The organism is Pseudomonas oleovorans subsp. oleovorans, from assembly GCF_002197815.1.
Classification (GTDB): Bacteria; Pseudomonadota; Gammaproteobacteria; order Pseudomonadales; family Pseudomonadaceae; genus Aquipseudomonas; species Aquipseudomonas oleovorans.
Window position 1 is genome coordinate 114,739 of the sequence record NZ_NIUB01000005.1, and the last position, 14,712, is coordinate 129,450.

At 64.0% G+C, this 14,712-nt stretch carries 18 protein-coding genes; 7 read left to right on the forward strand and 11 right to left on the reverse strand.

What is annotated here, in order from left to right:
- The first annotated feature begins 11 nt into the window (after positions 1–11).
- Positions 12–884, forward strand: a complete 873-nt coding sequence (gene trxA, locus PSOLE_RS04395; RefSeq protein ID WP_074858103.1) for a thioredoxin — start codon at positions 12–14, stop codon at positions 882–884.
- A 259-nt stretch (positions 885–1,143) separates the two neighbouring features.
- On the opposite strand, the gene PSOLE_RS04400 is transcribed toward trxA, so the two are convergent.
- Positions 1,144–1,485 (reverse strand): hypothetical protein, encoded by a 342-nt coding sequence (locus PSOLE_RS04400; RefSeq protein ID WP_003463237.1) that lies wholly within the window; start codon positions 1,483–1,485, stop codon positions 1,144–1,146.
- A 113-nt stretch (positions 1,486–1,598) separates the two neighbouring features.
- Between PSOLE_RS04400 and PSOLE_RS04405 the strand changes: the two genes are divergently transcribed.
- The 4 genes from PSOLE_RS04405 (at position 1,599) to PSOLE_RS04420 (ending at position 4,951) form a co-directional block, all read left to right on the forward strand.
- Positions 1,599–2,180 (forward strand): DUF2796 domain-containing protein, encoded by a 582-nt coding sequence (locus tag PSOLE_RS04405; protein ID WP_074858100.1) that lies wholly within the window; start codon positions 1,599–1,601, stop codon positions 2,178–2,180.
- A gap of 75 nt (positions 2,181–2,255) precedes the next feature.
- Entirely contained in the window at positions 2,256–2,963 is a 708-nt protein-coding gene (locus PSOLE_RS04410; protein ID WP_074858096.1) for an ABC transporter ATP-binding protein, read from the forward strand.
- A gap of 1 nt (position 2,964) precedes the next feature.
- Complete coding sequence (locus PSOLE_RS04415) at positions 2,965–4,371, forward strand: ABC transporter permease (protein WP_074858095.1); 1,407 nt, start codon at positions 2,965–2,967, stop codon at positions 4,369–4,371.
- A 58-nt stretch (positions 4,372–4,429) separates the two neighbouring features.
- A complete protein-coding gene (locus PSOLE_RS04420) occupies positions 4,430–4,951 on the forward strand; it encodes a DUF3299 domain-containing protein (protein ID WP_074858092.1) in 522 nt (173 codons plus the stop codon).
- 193 nt (positions 4,952–5,144) lie between these two features.
- Here PSOLE_RS04420 and PSOLE_RS04425 read toward each other — a convergent pair whose 3' ends face one another.
- The 6 genes from PSOLE_RS04425 to PSOLE_RS04450 are packed head-to-tail and all read right to left on the reverse strand — an operon-like array spanning position 5,145 to position 10,010.
- Positions 5,145–6,242 carry a tetratricopeptide repeat protein gene (locus tag PSOLE_RS04425; protein ID WP_074858088.1) on the reverse strand — a complete coding sequence of 366 codons (1,098 nt, stop codon included), beginning with the start codon at positions 6,240–6,242 and terminating at the stop codon, positions 5,145–5,147.
- A gap of 2 nt (positions 6,243–6,244) precedes the next feature.
- Positions 6,245–6,928 (reverse strand): energy transducer TonB, encoded by a 684-nt coding sequence (locus PSOLE_RS04430; protein WP_074858085.1) that lies wholly within the window; start codon positions 6,926–6,928, stop codon positions 6,245–6,247.
- Positions 6,928–7,338 (reverse strand): ExbD/TolR family protein, encoded by a 411-nt coding sequence (locus tag PSOLE_RS04435; protein WP_021489595.1) that lies wholly within the window; start codon positions 7,336–7,338, stop codon positions 6,928–6,930. The genes PSOLE_RS04430 and PSOLE_RS04435 overlap by 1 nt, the downstream gene beginning before the upstream one ends.
- An 11-nt stretch (positions 7,339–7,349) precedes the next feature.
- Complete coding sequence (locus tag PSOLE_RS04440) at positions 7,350–7,898, reverse strand: MotA/TolQ/ExbB proton channel family protein (protein ID WP_013717326.1); 549 nt, start codon at positions 7,896–7,898, stop codon at positions 7,350–7,352.
- Positions 7,891–9,240, reverse strand: coding sequence for a MotA/TolQ/ExbB proton channel family protein (locus tag PSOLE_RS04445; RefSeq protein WP_074858082.1), 1,350 nt, complete (start codon positions 9,238–9,240; stop codon positions 7,891–7,893). Before PSOLE_RS04445 ends, PSOLE_RS04440 begins: the two co-directional genes overlap by 8 nt.
- Complete coding sequence (locus PSOLE_RS04450; RefSeq protein WP_074858079.1) at positions 9,237–10,010, reverse strand: DUF3450 domain-containing protein; 774 nt, start codon at positions 10,008–10,010, stop codon at positions 9,237–9,239. Before PSOLE_RS04450 ends, PSOLE_RS04445 begins: the two co-directional genes overlap by 4 nt.
- Before the next feature lie 192 nt (positions 10,011–10,202).
- On the opposite strand from PSOLE_RS04450, the gene PSOLE_RS04455 reads away from it, so the two are divergent.
- Positions 10,203–10,895, forward strand: coding sequence for an OmpW/AlkL family protein (locus PSOLE_RS04455; RefSeq protein ID WP_074858075.1), 693 nt, complete (start codon positions 10,203–10,205; stop codon positions 10,893–10,895).
- Between the two features lie 247 nt (positions 10,896–11,142).
- Here the strand turns inward: PSOLE_RS04455 and PSOLE_RS04460 are convergent, their stop codons facing one another.
- The 3 genes from PSOLE_RS04460 to PSOLE_RS04470 all read right to left on the reverse strand — a co-directional run bounded on the left by PSOLE_RS04460 (position 11,143) and on the right by PSOLE_RS04470 (position 13,442).
- A complete protein-coding gene (locus PSOLE_RS04460; RefSeq protein WP_074858072.1) occupies positions 11,143–12,066 on the reverse strand; it encodes an NAD-dependent epimerase/dehydratase family protein in 924 nt (307 codons plus the stop codon).
- Positions 12,059–12,943, reverse strand: coding sequence for a sugar nucleotide-binding protein (locus PSOLE_RS04465; RefSeq protein WP_074858069.1), 885 nt, complete (start codon positions 12,941–12,943; stop codon positions 12,059–12,061). Before PSOLE_RS04465 ends, PSOLE_RS04460 begins: the two co-directional genes overlap by 8 nt.
- Positions 12,944–13,028: 85 nt before the next feature.
- Positions 13,029–13,442, reverse strand: coding sequence for a winged helix-turn-helix transcriptional regulator (locus PSOLE_RS04470; protein ID WP_074858066.1), 414 nt, complete (start codon positions 13,440–13,442; stop codon positions 13,029–13,031).
- 105 nt (positions 13,443–13,547) lie between these two features.
- Between PSOLE_RS04470 and gstA the strand changes: the two genes are divergently transcribed.
- Entirely contained in the window at positions 13,548–14,153 is a 606-nt protein-coding gene (gstA, locus tag PSOLE_RS04475; protein WP_074858063.1) for a glutathione transferase GstA, read from the forward strand.
- A gap of 61 nt (positions 14,154–14,214) precedes the next feature.
- On the opposite strand, the gene PSOLE_RS04480 is transcribed toward gstA, so the two are convergent.
- Positions 14,215–14,706 carry a single-stranded DNA-binding protein gene (locus PSOLE_RS04480; protein ID WP_003463262.1) on the reverse strand — a complete coding sequence of 164 codons (492 nt, stop codon included), beginning with the start codon at positions 14,704–14,706 and terminating at the stop codon, positions 14,215–14,217.
- Between the last annotated feature and the right edge of the window lie 6 nt (positions 14,707–14,712).

A 14,712-nucleotide genomic window follows, 5' to 3' on the forward strand; every position in this document is an offset into this window, starting at 1 on the left:
CGAGACCGACCATGAGCGACTCCCCCTACATCTTCGACATCTCCGGCGCCGCCAACTTCGAGCAACTGGTGATCGAGAACTCCTTCCACAAACCTGTGCTGGTGGACTTCTGGGCCGAGTGGTGCGCGCCGTGCAAGGCGCTGATGCCAATGCTGGCGAAGATCACCGAGGAATACGCCGGTGAGCTGCTGCTGGCCAAGGTCAACTGCGATATCGAGCAGGACATCGTCATGCGTTTCGGCATTCGCAGCCTGCCCACCGTGGTGCTGTTCAAGAACGGTCAGCCGGTGGACGGCTTCGCCGGCGCCCAGCCGGAAGCGGCGATCCGCGAGATGCTCAAACCTCATGTCGCTGAACCGGCTCCTGCCGCCGCCGACCCGATGGAGGCCGCTCAGGCACTGTTCGCCGAAGGCCGTTTTGCCGACACCGAAGCGCTACTCAAGCAGGTGCTGACGGAAGACAACGAGAACGCGGCCGCGCTGATTCTCTACGCACGCTGCCTGGCCGAACGCGGCGAGCTGGGCGAGGCGGAAACCGTGCTCAACGCGGTCAAGGGTGACGAGCACAAGCAGGCGCTGGCCGGCGCCAAGGCGCAATTGACCTTCCTGCGTCAGGCCGTCGACCTGCCAGACGCCGCCACGCTGAAAAGCCGCCTGGCACAAAATGCCGAGGACGACGAAGCGCTGTATCAACTGGCCGTGCAACAACTGGCGCGCCAGCAGTACGAAGCGGCGCTGGACGGCCTGCTCAAGCTGTTCGTGCGCAATCGCAGCTACGCCGATGGCCTGCCGCATAAGACGTTGCTACAGGTCTTCGATCTGCTTGGCGGCGATCATCCGCTGGTCACCACATACCGCCGCAAGCTGTATCAGGCGATCTACTGATCCCAGCGTTGGATCGCGCTCGCAGTAGGGCGGCCCGGAACGCCGGCCGCTCGTAGCGAAGCGAACAGTCCGCCGGGCCGTGCCAAGTTCTGCACCGCAACTCACGTCCAACACTCCCCTCAACGGCGTACTGCTTCCGAGCGGCCGGCGCCCCGGTACGCCCTACGACCCTCGCCTTGTGGTGCGCACCAGCGATGGCGGCGCTAGCGCCTCGTTGCGCGCTGCATGGCAGCGCGCGACACCCTAACAGCCTGAGCGACTACTCCTGCCAGTGATAGATCGGCGCATCCGCGCCGGTTTCCATGCGGATCTGCTCGCAATGACGCAGACGCACCAGCAAGCGCTTGCCTGCAGCTTCGCCACCAGCCAGCGCAACCAGCTGCGCCATCAGCCGCGGCCCTTCGACCTGCCCCGCCTCACGCACCAGCTGCAATGCGGTCTGCCATAACGCATCACCTGTATCCGCCATGGGAGTCGGTGCCACCACATTGGCAACCGGCGTAACCGCCACGTGCTGCGCCAGTTGCGCCCAGTCCTCGGCATCCAGCTCCAGCGTCAGATCCACCGGCCAGTCGCCAATGCGCCCACGTATTCGCACCATGTTCAGCCTCCAGTCAGGAATTCACATGCTCCCACGGCAGCGCCAGGCTGGCCAGTTCGCTACGAAAGTTGTTATAACGTAACAATCAAATCGCACCTACGCTGGAGATAACCATGCGCCACCTGCTGCTCGCCCTGCCCTTCGCCCTGTTGCCCCTGATCGCTGCCCAGGCTCATGAGCACGGCCATGATCACGACCACGAACATGCCCACGACAGCCTGGGAGCCCACGAGCATGGTGTCTCCAGCCTCAATGCCGCGCTGGACGGCAACCTGCTGGAGCTGCAATTCGAAAGCCCGGCGATGAACCTGGTCGGCTTCGAACATGCAGCCAAAAGCGATGCCGACAAGGCCAAGGTCGCGGCCGCCAAGCGCGAGCTGGAGCGCCCCATCAGCCTGTTCGCCCTGAACAGCGGCGATTGCAAGGCCACCCAGGTCGAACTGGAAAGCCCACTGTTCGGCGACGCTGACCACGATCACGATCACGATCACGATCACGATCATGAAGGCGAGCACAGCGACATCCATGCGCACTATCGCTTCGAATGCGCCAAGGCCAACGAATTGAAACAGTTGGATCTCGCCGAACTGTTCAAACGCTTCCCCGCCACCGAGAAGATTCAGGTACAACTGATCGGCCCGAATGGTCAGCAGGGCGTGGAACTGACGCCGGCACAGCCACGCTTGAGCTTCTGACCTGCCACGTCTCATTGCCGGAGTGAGCGCCCCTCGCTCCGGCAATAAATGCCTTCTCCCGACACGCAGCAGACAATGACCGAACCTCTGATCGAACTCGCCAATCTCGGCTTCGCCTGGCCCGGCCAGGCGCAGCTGCTGGATATCCCCGTCTTCACCCTGGCACGCGGTGAGACCCTGTTTCTCAAAGGCCCCAGTGGCAGCGGCAAAACCACCCTGCTCGGCCTGCTCGGCGGCGTACAACGTGCGCAAAGCGGCCATATCCGCCTGCTCGGCCAGGACCTCGGCCAACTCTCCGCCGGTGCCCGCGACCGTTTTCGCGTCGACCACACTGGCTACATCTTCCAGCAGTTCAACCTGCTGCCATTTCTTTCTGTACGCGAGAACGTCGAGCTGCCCTGCCGCTTCTCGCGCCTGCGTGCCGAACGCGCACGCCAGCGCCACGGCAGCATCGATGCAGCCGCAGCGGCGCTGCTCGATCACCTGGGGCTACGCGCCGAGCTGCTTGGCCGGCGCGCCGATGAACTGTCCATCGGCCAGCAACAGCGGGTCGCCGCCGCGCGCGCGCTGATCGGCCAGCCGGAGCTGGTGATCGCCGACGAACCCACTTCCGCACTGGACTTCGACGCCCGCGAAGCCTTCCTGCAACTATTGTTCGCCGAATGCCGCGCCGCCGGCGCCAGCCTGCTGTTCGTCAGCCACGACCAGAGTCTGGCCCCGCTGTTCGACCGCAGCCTGTCGCTGGGCGAACTCAATCGCGCCGCCAAGTCCGTCGAGGTCTGAGATGCACCTGATCCGCATCGCCCTGGCCAGCCTGGCCAACCGTCGTTTCACCGCCCTGCTCACGGTGTTCGCCATCGCCCTGTCGGTGTGCCTGCTGCTGGCCGTCGAGCGCGTGCGCACCGAGGCACGCGCCAGCTTCGCCAACACCATCAGCGGCACCGACCTGATCGTCGGCGCCCGCTCCGGCAGCGTGAACCTGCTGCTCTACTCGGTGTTCCGCATCGGCAACGCCACCAACAACATCCGCTGGGACAGTTTCGAGCACTTCGCCAACCACCGTCAGGTGAAGTGGGCCATCCCCATTTCCCTCGGTGACTCGCACCGCGGCTATCGAGTCATGGGCACCAGCACCGCCTATTTCGAGCACTACCGCTACGCCCGCAGCCAGGCGCTGAAATTGGCCCAGGGCCGCGAGTTTGCCGACGACCCGTTCGAGGTAGTACTCGGCGCGGAAGTGGCCCAGGCGCTGGGCTACGGCCTCGGCGAGAAAATCGTCCTGGCCCATGGCGTCGCCACCATCAGCCTGGTCAAGCACGACGACAAACCCTTCACCGTGGTCGGCATCCTCGAACGCACCGGCACGCCAGTGGACCGCACGCTGCACATCTCCCTGGCGGGCATAGAGGCGCTGCACATCGACTGGCAAAACGGCATGCCGGCACGCGGCGCGGCGCAGATCAGCGCGGATCAGGTGCGAGAGTGGGCAAGCGCCTGTTCACAAGCGTCGCGAGCGCAGACGGGACAAGGCGAAAGCGGGCGAGGAAGCGCAGTTGAGTCGAGTCTCAATGAGCATTCCGAGCCCGCTTTCAACGCAGCAGCGTCAAGCGCAGTAGCTTGTGGACAGGCGCTGCAGCCCAAGCAGATCACTGCCTTCATGCTCGGTCTCAACAGCAAGATCGCCACCTTCAGCCTGCAACGCGAGATCAACGAGTTTCGTGGCGAGCCGCTGCTGGCGATCCTGCCGGGGGTTGCCCTGCAGGAGCTGTGGAGCCTGATGGGCACGGCCGAGCAGGCGCTGTTCGTGGTCTCGCTGTTCGTCGTGCTGACCGGCCTGATCGGCATGCTCACGGCGATTCTCACCAGCCTCAACGAGCGCCGCCGGGAGATGGCCATCCTGCGCTCGGTAGGCGCCCGTCCCTGGCATATCGCCAGCCTGCTGGTGCTGGAAGCCTTCACCCTGGCACTGGCCGGCGTAGCCTTAGGTGTCGCGCTGCTGTATCTGGGCATCGCCGGCAGCCAGGGCTTCGTCCAGGCCAACTACGGCTTGTACCTGGCACTCAATGCGCCGTCGAGCTACGAGTGGAAACTGCTGGGCAGCATTCTCGCTGCTGCCGTGGCGATGGGCAGTGTGCCGGCCTGGCGGGCCTATCGGCAGTCGTTGGCCGACGGCCTGTCGATCAGGCTCTGAGGCAAAGTTGCAGGCGCCTGTCGTACACTGCGCAGGCGCTCTTACCAAGAGGTTTCTCATGTCCCGCCCCCTGCTCGCCACCCTGCTGCTGACCCTGGCCCTGCCACTGGCTGCCGCTGATGTGCGCGAACTCAACTGGTCCGACCTGATCCCGCCGGATGCACCGCCACAGGTGGTCGACCCAACGCCGATTCACGACCTCTCGCAACTGGCTGACGCGCTGTCAGAAGCCGGCCCGGCCGCCATGCAACAGTCGCCCGCCGCTCCGGTGGTCAAGGCACTCGATGGTCAGCAGGTGAAACTGCCCGGCTATATCGTGCCGCTGGACGTGACCGACGAAGGCCGCGTGGTGGAGTTTCTGCTGGTGCCCTACTTCGGCGCCTGCATTCATGTACCACCGCCGCCGTCGAACCAGATCGTGCATGTCACCAGCGAGCTCGGTGTACTGCTCGATGCGCTGTACCAGCCGTTCTGGGTGGAAGGCCCGCTGAAAACCGAGCACGTCAGCAGCGAGCTGGCCGAAGTCGGCTACCAGATGGCAGCGGACAAGATCTACGCCTACGAATTGCCCGACAGCTGAGCCTGTAGGAGCCCCGCCTCGGGGCGAAGCGGTCGCGGTCATCCAGAAACATCTGCGGTGTTAGCACCATTCGCCGCGAGGCGCGTCTCCTACAAAAAGCCAATACGCTACCGTGCCTAACGACACCTCCAATGAAAAAGCCAGACACTAGGTCTGGCTTTTTACTTGGTGCGCGCGACGCACCGAGAACGACTCAACTGCGACTGGCTACCCTATTTTCTCGCTCGAAGCGCAACTCACTTTCCGCCCACTGCCGCCAGGAGCGCACCTTGGCCCGCTCGGCACCGCCACGTTCGGCGCGCGCCAACGCATCCAGCCCGGCCTGCCAGCGCGACTGCTCCAGCTCCAGCTGAGCGACGTACAGCCAGTGCTTGCCGTTGCCGCTGCGTTCGGCCAGCGGCCGCAGCACGCGCACCGCTGCGGCGCGATCGCGCGCCTGCCACCAGAACAGGCCCAGGCGCTCCTGACGTGCGGCGGTGTTGGCCAGCAGGCCACTGTCGAGCATGCCGGCGAGCAGCTTGGCGCCCTGCCAGGGCTGATCCGCAGCGCCGGCGAGCAGCACCAGGTTGTCCAGCTCCGCTTCGCTGAAACGCAGGCCCTTGCTGTGCGCCGCACGCAGGGTCGCCAACGCCTTGTCGTTGCTGCCGGCCATCTGCTGCAGGGCGGCCAGCTGACGCCAGCCCTTGGCATCGTTCGGCTGGCGCGCCAGCAACTGGCGCTGCCAACGCTCGGCCTGGGCATAACGTTTCAGATCGGCATTGGCCCCCACCAGAAACTGCAGCCAGATATCGGCGGCCTTGGGATTGGCCTGCACGTAACGCTCGGCCAGCGGCAACGCCTTGGCCGGCTGGTTCATGCCCTGATAGGCCTGCACCAGCATCTGCAACACCTCCTCGGAGGCAGTGCCCTGATTCGGCGCCAGCAGCTCGACGACCTTGGCGTAGCGGCGCTCGCCCAGGTTGAGTTTGGCCAGATTGAGGCGCTCGCCAGCCAGCATTTCAGCGTCCAGCTTGCCGCTGCGCACGGCCTTGTCCAACCAGTCGATGGCCTGAGCATTGCTGCCGGCCGACCAGGCTACGTAGGCCTTGCTGCGCCACACCAGCGCCTCTTCGAAACTGCCACTCTTGGCCTGAACCTCATCCAGCGCACGCCGTGCGGCGGCATAGTCACCCTTCTGCTGCGCTGTCTGCGCCGCATTCAGGGCCTTGAACACGGCCGGATCGACGGTCTGTTGGGCCATGCCGGGTACAGACGCGGCACTGAGCATCACGAGCAACAACCAACGGTACATGGTCAGCTCCTTTCCAGGCGGAAGTAGAGGGTTTTCACCGCTTCGCGATCCACCGCCAGGCCGCCTTCGGTACGTGGCGCGAAGCGCCAGCGAGACGCGGCACGGCGCGCTTCGCGCTCGAAGACGTTACGCGGATTGGCCTCCAGTACGCGGATGTTCTCCACGTTACCGGAGCGATTGATGGTGAACGCCAACTTGACGAAGCCTTCGATGCCACGCTGCAGGGCGTAGCGCGGGTATTCCGGACGCACATCGTTGAGCGGCATGACTTCGCTCTCCATGCCGCCCATCTGCCCACCGGACTCGGCGGCCTCGCTCGGTGCGCTCGGTGCTGCCGCACCAGGTGCGAGGCCTGCCAGGCTTGGCACAGACGCAGCATTGACCGCGATACCACTGGCCAGACTGGGCAACTGGATATCCAGTGCAGGCAACTGCGCATTGGGCGTTGCCGACATCGGCGTCGGCGGCGTGGGTGGCTGCGGCGTCTGCGGTTGCGGCGGCTGCGGTGCCTGCTGACGGGTGCGGCTGGCGGTCTCGCTGGCGTTACCGTCCATGCGCACGAAGTTGGCCACGCTGACCGGGTCCTGACTTACCTTGGCGCTCGGCGGCGCGACCATGTAAAGCATCAGGGCGAACAGCCCCAAGGCCATCAGGCAGGCGCCGAGAAAAGACAGCGGCAGGCGCATCAGTTGACTCCGCTACCGGCAGCCAGGGCGACATCCTGCACGCCGGCCAGACGCGCCTGATCCATCACCTGGACGACCAGGCCGGTACGCGCATCCTGATCGGCCTGCACCACCACGGCGCCTTCCGGCTGGTCGACGCGCATGCGCTCGACATGGGCGCGCACGCTGCGAATGTCCACCGGCTGCTTGTCCATCCAGATCTGCCCGTCGGCAGTCACGGCGATAAGGATATTGCCCTTGTCTTGCGGGCTGGCGGTTTCCGCCTGCGGGCGTTGCACCTCGACGCCAGACTCGCGGATAAAGGAGCTGGTGACAATGAAGAAAATCAGCATGATGAAGACCACGTCGAGCATCGGCGTGAGGTCGATACCGGTGTCTTCGTCCTGCTGGTGGTGACGACGCATTCTCATGTTGGGCGATCTCAGTCGTGACGCAGCTGGTCGGCCAGCCGCTCGATGGCCTGGCTGGCTTCGCGCTCGAGGCGCGCCAGGCTGAACAATCCGGGAATGGCCAGGACCATGCCGGCCATGGTCGGCAGGGTCGCCTGCCACACGCCTGCGGCCATGCCGCGTGGGTTACCGGCGCCGTTGAGGGCGAGCACATCGAACACGGCGATCATGCCGAGCACCGTGCCAAGCAGGCCCAGCAGCGGATACAGCGCCACCAGGGTCTTGCCCAGGCGCAGCGGCGCGGCCAATTGCTGACGCGCCTGCGCCAGCCAGGCCAGACGCACGGCGCGCTGCCAGTTGCCGTTGTCATCGGCGAGCACCTGTTGCCAGGCCTCGCGGCGCTCCTGCACCCAGCGCGGGAAAATCCTGCGCATGTACCAGAAGCGCTCGAACACCAAGGTCCAGAACACCACGCAGAGCACCGCCAGCGCCCACATCACCACGCCGCCAGCGCTCATGAAGTCGAGCAGTGCATGAGCACTGTCGACTGCACGCAGCCAGAAGGCGAACAGGTCAGTCACGGCGCGGCGCTCCCGACAGGTGCAGGGCAATCAGACCAGCGCTCTGCTGTTCCAGAACCTGGATCAGGCCCTTGCTGCGGCTGGCCAGCAGGCTGTGCAGGAACAGCAGCGGAATGGCTACCACCAGGCCCAGCACGGTGGTTACCAACGCCTGGGAGATACCGTCGGCCATCAGGCGCGAGTCGCCGCCACCGCTCTGGGTGATGGCCTGGAAGGTCACGATCATGCCGGTCACGGTGCCCAGCAGGCCGAGCAGCGGTGCAACGGCTGCCAGCAGCTTGAGCAGGCCCTGGCCTTTCTCCAGCGGCGGTGTTTCCTGCAGGATCGCTTCGTCGAGCTTCAGCTCCAGCGTCTCCAGGTCGGCCAGTTGTGGCTTGGCACCCAGTACGCCGATCACACGGCCCAGCGGGTTGTCATCACGCGGCACGCTGAGGTTGTGCATCTGCGCCTTGACACCACTGCCGACGCGCATCAGGTAGACCATGCGCCACACAGCGAGAAGCAGGCCGAAAGCACCCAGCACGACGATCACCCAACCGACCAGACCACCCTGTTGCAGACGATCCCACAGAGTCGGCTGCTGCTGCAGCTGCGCCAGCAGGCTGCCACGGCTCGGATCGATGGGCAGCGTGGCGAGCGCATCGGTGCTGCTCAGGTAGTCCTTGACCTGGCCCAGGCCGGACGGCTGACGCGGCGGCGCCACCAGTTGCCCGGCATCGGCGTCGTAACGCAGGAAGGCATCCTCGCCATACACAGCGAAGGCGCCAACACGCAGTACCTGCTGCTCCTGGCGCGAGCCATCGGTATTCACTACCGGCAATTGCAGACGCTCGATACGACCGCTGGCAGCCAGGTCTTCGAGCAGCAGCATCCAGTAGCCGTCGAGGTCTTCGGCGGACGGCAGCGAGCGGCTTTCAGCCAACGCCTTGAGGCGTTTCAGGCGCTCCGGGTACTGAGCGTTGAGCAGGCTGTCCTGCCATTGCCCGGCGACATCACCGGCACTTTGACGCACCACGCCAAACAGCTCACCAAGGTGTCCGACGCGCTGCGCCAGCAATTTTTCCTGCTCGGCCAGCTCGGCTTCCTGGCGGTCGAACTCGGCCTTGAGGCGCTCGCTTTCGGCTTTCTGGGTATTCAGCGCGGAACGTGCGGCAGCCAGCAACTGCGCCTGCTCACTACGCTTGGCGAGAAACGCCTGCTCGCGCTCCTGCATGGCGCTGACTTCGGCAGCGCGCTCGCTACGGATGCGCTGCAGCAGTTGATCGGGGTTGAGGGTTTCGGCCACGGCGGCCAGTGCCGGCAACAGGCTGAGCGCCAATACGGCTACAACACGACGACTCATTGTGCGGCCTCCTCGGCCAGGGTCTTGATCGGCAGAGACAGCACGGCAGGCGCCTGTTGCTGACGGGCGATGGCGATAGCTTGGGTCAGCGGACGACGCGCGCTGCCGTCGAGCACTTCCCAGGCCTTGGTCTGCGGGTTCCACCAGCCACTCTCATGAGCATCGAGGGTCTGGTAATAGAGCATGCTGCGGCCCAGACGCAGGAACTCGACGCTACGCGAGCCGCCATCGGCCTGGGTCAGCTCGCCACGCCAGGCTTCCAGGGTACGACCGTAGTCGCTCTCGATCTGGTAGGCCTCGAGGATGCGGCGGTATTTGTCGGCCAGGCTGACATCGGCGCGCGGCAGCAGATCCTGCAACTGAGCCAGGCGATCCTCGCGTTCTTCAGGCAGGAACGGCAGATCGGCGGCAATGAACTCGCCCAGTACCTCGACCATCTTGACCATCTGCGGACTCACCGCTTCCTGGGTACGTTCGATGCCATCGAGCTGCTTCTGATAACTGGCCAGCTCCTGACGCTGGGCTTCGACCAGGTCACGAAGTTGACTGTTATAACCTTTCAAAGCCTCAGCCTGCTGCAGGGCATTTCGGTACTCATTGAGCATCTCGCGGCTGGCGTCATCCAGCTGTTCGACACGGCCCTGAGAGGCTTTCGCCTCGGCGGCCAGGCGCTGGCTTTCGTCAAGCGCAGCATCCAGCGGCGCGGCAAGCAGCGAGCCGCTGCTGAGCATCAGTGCCACGGCCAGGGAACGGAGGGGGAAGCGATTCATGCGCAGAGGGTCCTCGACAGACAGGCTTGCTTCAAAAAGAGAAACATTATCATCTACAGACGCATTCGAAGCAATGGACAAAACACCGCAGCAGAGCTCGCCGATCTATTGAGCCAGGTCAAAAAGTTGATTGTTGCTTGGCTTAGCATTGATTTCAGCCAAAGACACAACCGACTCGAACTGGAGCTCGCTATGTACAAATCACTGTTCACTGCCTCACTGCTGGCCCTGGCCATCGCCGCCCCTGTCGCACAAGCCCATCAGGCTGGCGATATCCTCATCCGTGCCGGCGCCATCACTGTCAATCCGGAGGCCGACTCGTCCAGCGTCAAGGTCGATCGTGGCGGTCTCGCCGGCACCGACCTGGGCGGCAAGGCAACCCTGAACAGTGATACTCAGCTGGGTCTGAACTTCGCCTACATGCTCACCGACAATCTGGGCATCGAGTTGCTGGCGGCAACGCCGTTCGAACACGATGTGAAGATCAAAGGCACCGTCCTCGATGCAGCCAATGGCAAGCTGGGCTCGCTCAAGCACCTGCCACCGACCCTGAGCCTGGTGTACTACCCGCTGGACGCCAAGTCGGCCTTCCAGCCCTATGTTGGCGCCGGTATCAACTACACCTGGATCTTCGACGAGCACGTCGGCAGCGCTGCCAGCGCCAATGGCTTCAACAACTTCCGCGCCAAGAACTCCTGGGGTCTCGCCTGGCAGGTAGGCGCCGACTACATGCTGACCGACAGCCTGATGATCAACGCACAGGTGCGCTATATCGATATCGACACCACCGCTTACGTCGACAACACTGCGCTTGGCGTACGGGCCAAGGTCGACGTGGACGTCGACCCCCTCATCTACATGGTCGGCCTGGGCTACAAGTTCTGACAGCCCTCGCAGAAATGAAAAAGCCGGCAAATGCCGGCTTTTTCATTTCCCCGATGCGCAGCCCGAGCTACCTTTGGTGCGCACGGTGCACCCTACGGTGCGTGCTCCGGATAGCACGCCGATAGCCCGGCTATGCGTAGGGTGCGCCGCGCGCACCGATGAAGGCGCATTTTTCGCCGCGCACAGCGCATACGGAACGGCCCAGCCACGGGATCTAACCGTCGCGGCGCCTCACGTTTCCGGCAGCTTACAGCCCGAGCAGTTGGCGCAATCCTTCACGCAGCGGCGTCTGCTCTGGCATGCGGTAGTGAGCCTGCAAGCGCGCATTGTCAGCACGCGAATGGCGAATATCTCCAGCGCGTGCCGGTAAGTGCGTCACCGGCGGCAAACCGCCGCAAAGCACGCCGATCTCAGCCAGCAATTGATTGAGGCTTACCGCCTGGCTCCACCCCACATTGAGCGGATCACTCACCACCTGCTCGCTGAGCAAGCCCTGCATCAACAGCACGACCAGATCACCGACATAAAAGAAATCGCGAGTCTGCTCACCATCACCGAAGACGCTGATCGGCAGCCCCTGCTGCGCGCGCTGGGTGAAGATGCTGATCACCCCGGAGTACGGCGATGATGGATCCTGGCGCGGCCCGAAGATATTGAAGAAACGAAACACCGCCGGCTCCAGAGCATGCTGGCGGCGGTAGAAATCCAGGTAGTGCTCGCCGGCCAGCTTGTCGGCCGCATAGGGCGTCAGCGGCGCCTTGGCGGTCGCTTCGTCGATGGCCACGCCCTCGCCGTTGTTGCCATAGATGGCCGCGCTGGAGGCATAGACCACGCGTCGCACGCCATGCTGGCGCATGGCCTCGCAGACATTCAGGGTGCCGATGAAATTGCTCTGGTGCGTGGACACCGGATCATCCACCGAAGCCTGCACCGACGCTACCGCTGCCAGATGCGCCACACCTGCGCAACCAGCGACCGCCTGCGCGACCACCTCGGCATCGGCGACGTCGCCCTCTATGAAGCGCAAACGCGGGTTGTCCAGCGGCAGGTTGCTGCGCTTGCCCATGGACAGATTGTCCAGCACGCGCACTCCGTGCCCAGCGGCCAGCAAGGCGTCGACCAGGTTTGAACCGATAAAGCCCGCACCACCCGTTACGAGAAATTCAGCCATGGCGATAGTAACGATCCAGTAAGCTCGGCAGAGCAGAGCGCCAAGCGCGCGGCTTGATGCCGAAGGTGTGAAGAATCTTCTTGCAGGCCAGCACGGCGTGCTGCGGCTCATCGACTGCATCCGGACGAGCGGCGTGCGCTTGCGGCGCGACATCCTCGACCAGATTGCTGCGATAGTGACGCGCCTCACTCAGTACCGCCTGCCCCAGGCTCAGCGACGTACTCGCTTCATGGCCTCCGTAATGATAGGTGCCCCACAGGGGCGACTCGCAATCGAGCTGCTTGAGCACCGCCAGAATCACCCGCGCGGCATCGTCCACCGGCGTCGGGTTACCGCGCCGGTCATCGGCGAGATAGAGGGCATCGTCGCGCTCGGCGCGCAGCAGAAAGCGCCCCAGTAGTCCCTCACGACTGTCATCGAGCAGCCAGCCAAAGCGCAGCAGCACATGACGCGGACAGATCGCTCGCACGCTCTGCTCCAGACGCCATAACGCCTGGCCACGCAGCCCGAGGGGGATCGGCTCTTCCTTTTCACTGTAAGCAGTAACCCGCGAACCATCGAAGACCCGATAGCTGGACGGCTGTAGTAACACGATGGAATGGTGCTGGCACAGCTCTGCCAGACGCTCCACCGCGCGCTCCTGCGTATGCAGGCGCGACTCGACCACCGACTCGGCCTGGAACCAGTCGAAGTAGTAGGCCAGGTTGATCAGTGCATCCGGGCGGGTCTCGTCGAGCAGTTCGGTCAGACTGGCGGCGTCCCAACCGTCTTCCGGCGGGCGTGGCGCGAGGAAGCCGATGTCTTCCTCGGCGCCAAGACGGATCAGCGCTTGCCCCAGGGCGCTACCGCCGCCCAGCAGCATCAGGCGCATTCGCATGGTGGCTCGGGTGACTCCAGAATTGTTCTGCCAGCCGGTGTGGCGGCGATGATGGCCGATATTCTGCTGGTTTTACCCGGTGTCGTCACCCTGCAATCACGCGCTGCAGTGGATCGGTAGCAAGTTCTCCGGCCTGATCGAAGGCTTGCTGCGCCCGGGCGATCTCGGCGACATTGCGCTCCACCCAGTGGTCGATGGCGCGAATCGGCTCGATGAGCGAATGCCCCAGCGGCGTCAACGAGTACTCCACGCGAGGTGGCACCTCGGCGTAGGCCTGGCGTGCGACTAGACCAAAGCGCTCCAGGCGGCGAATCGTCTGAATCAGCATCTTCTCCGAGATGCCCTCGACACGCCGACGCAACTCGGCGGTGCGCAAGGTGCCGCCATGCGCCAGCGCGTGGATCAGCAGCAGCGACCACTTGTCAGCGATCACTGCGAGCACATGGCGCGCTGGGCAAACGCCACTGAATACATTGCCGAGGCGGACGTCATCGGGCATCGCAGTGACTCCAATACTTACCAGTAGGTGGGTACTTGCTCAAAAGAAAGCAAAGAGTAAGCTCTTTCGCGCCCACCCTCCACCCATGAACACAAGGAATCTCGCATGAAGCTTTACTACAAAGCCGGCGCCTGCTCACTCTCGCCACACATCGCCCTGCGCGAAGCCGGTATCGAATTCGAGATGGAAGCGGTTGACCTTCAAACCAAGCGCACCGAGTCGGGCGCCGATTTCACCCAGATCAACGCCAAGGGTTATATCCCCGCCCTGGTACTGGACAACGGCAAGGTACTGACCGAAGGAGCGGCTATCGCGCAGTACATCGCCGACCTCAAGCCTGAAAGCGGCCTGGCGCCAGCCAATGGCAGCGAAGCGCGCTACCAGTTGCAGAGCTGGCTGAGCTTCATCTCCACAGAACTGCACAAACCGATGGGCAGCCTGTTCAATCCGACCCAGAGCGAAGACTGGAAAGCCGCAGCAAAGACGCTGCTGAGCAAGCGTCTGAACTGGCTCGTGATGGAGATGGGGGAGCGCGAATACCTGCTGGGTGAGCATTTCACCGTAGCCGATGGCTATCTGTTCACCGTACTGGGTTGGGCCGCTCCGGTCGGATTCTCACTCGAGCCGTGGCCAAGCTTGCAGGCTTACCGTGCGCGCATCGCTGCACGCCCGAAAGTGGTCGAGGCGCTCAAGGCAGAAGGCCTGATCTGAGGCCTTAAAGAAAAACCCCGAGGTTAGCCTCGGGGTTTTCGTATCAGCTCGGTATCACGCGTCAGAACGGGATATCGTCATCGAAGCTGTCGTAGTCAGGCGCTGGCTGGGCCTGCTGCGGAGCAGGACGCTCCTGACGCGGGGCCTGTTGCGGCTCGCGCTGCGGAGCCGGACGCGATTGACGCGGAGCGCCGCCTTCATCACCGCTCGGACGACCACCCAGCAGCTGCATGGTGCCCTGCATGTCGACGATGATCTCGGTGGTGTAGCGCTTGATACCGTCCTTTTCCCACTCGCGGGTCTGCAGCTTGCCTTCGATGTACACCTGCGAACCCTTGCGCAGGTACTCGCCGGCGATCTCGGCGACCTTGCCGAACAGGGCGACGCGGTGCCACTCGGTCTTCTCGACCTTCTGCCCGGTCTGCTTGTCGGTCCACTGCTCGCTGGTCGCCAGGCTCAGGTTGGTGACCGCGTTGCCGCTGGGCAGGTAGCGTGTTTCCGGGTCCTGGCCGCAGGTACCGACCAGAATGACTTTGTTAACCCCACGGGCCATAACGTT